The 771-nt window shown below is 69.9% G+C and carries 1 protein-coding gene; it reads left to right on the top strand.

Going from position 1 to position 771, the window contains the following annotated elements:
- Positions 1-4: 4 nt before the first annotated feature.
- On the top strand, positions 5-771 hold a 767-nt coding region (gene mmsB / locus DDE10_RS23165), incomplete at its 3' end, for a 3-hydroxyisobutyrate dehydrogenase (protein ID WP_114955170.1).

Below are 771 nucleotides of genomic sequence, written 5' to 3'. Positions count from 1 at the left end.
CGACATGGCACGTTTAGGTTTCATCGGGCTGGGCAATATGGGCGGCGGCATGGCGGCCAATCTCGCCAAGGCGGGCCATGACGTGCGTGCCTTCGATCTGTCGGCGGAGGCGCTGGAGAAGGCGACGGCACGCGGCTGCCTTGCCGCGGGATCGGCGACCGAGGCGGTCGAGGAGGCCGAGGCGGTGGTGACCATGCTGCCCGCCGGCACCCATGTCCGCGACGTCTACGAGCATTCGATCCTGGGCAAGGCGCCGCCGAGCGCCATCCTGATGGACTGCTCCACCATCGACGTCGCCACCGCCCGCGAGGTGATCGAGAAGGCGCGGGCCGCCGCCTATCTGATGGTCGACGCGCCGGTCTCCGGCGGCATCGCCGCCGCCGAGGGCGGCACGCTCACCTTCATGGTCGGCGGCACCGACGAGGCGTTCGGCCGCGCCGAGCCGTTCCTCGCCACCATGGGCAAGGCGGTGATCCATGCCGGCGGGGCCGGCGCGGGGCAGGCCGCCAAGATCTGCAACAACATGCTGCTCGGCGCGTCGATGATCGCCACGTGCGAGACCTTCGTGCTCGCCCAGAAGCTCGGCCTCGATCCGCAGACCTTCTTCGACATCGCCTCAAAGGCTTCGGGCCAGTGCTGGTCGATGACCAGCTATTGCCCGGTGCCCGGCGTCGGCCCGGAGACGCCCGCCGACCGCGACTATGATGGCGGCTTCGCCGCCGCCCTGATGCTCAAGGACCTCAAGCTCGCCATGGAAGCCGCCTCGTCCGC

Origin of the sequence: Sphingosinicella terrae (assembly GCF_003347635.1) — a bacterium.
Classification (GTDB): Bacteria; Pseudomonadota; Alphaproteobacteria; order Sphingomonadales; family Sphingomonadaceae; genus Allosphingosinicella; species Allosphingosinicella terrae.
The sequence above is the reverse complement of the archived record's forward strand: the minus strand, read 5'-3'. Positions and strand labels throughout refer to the sequence as shown.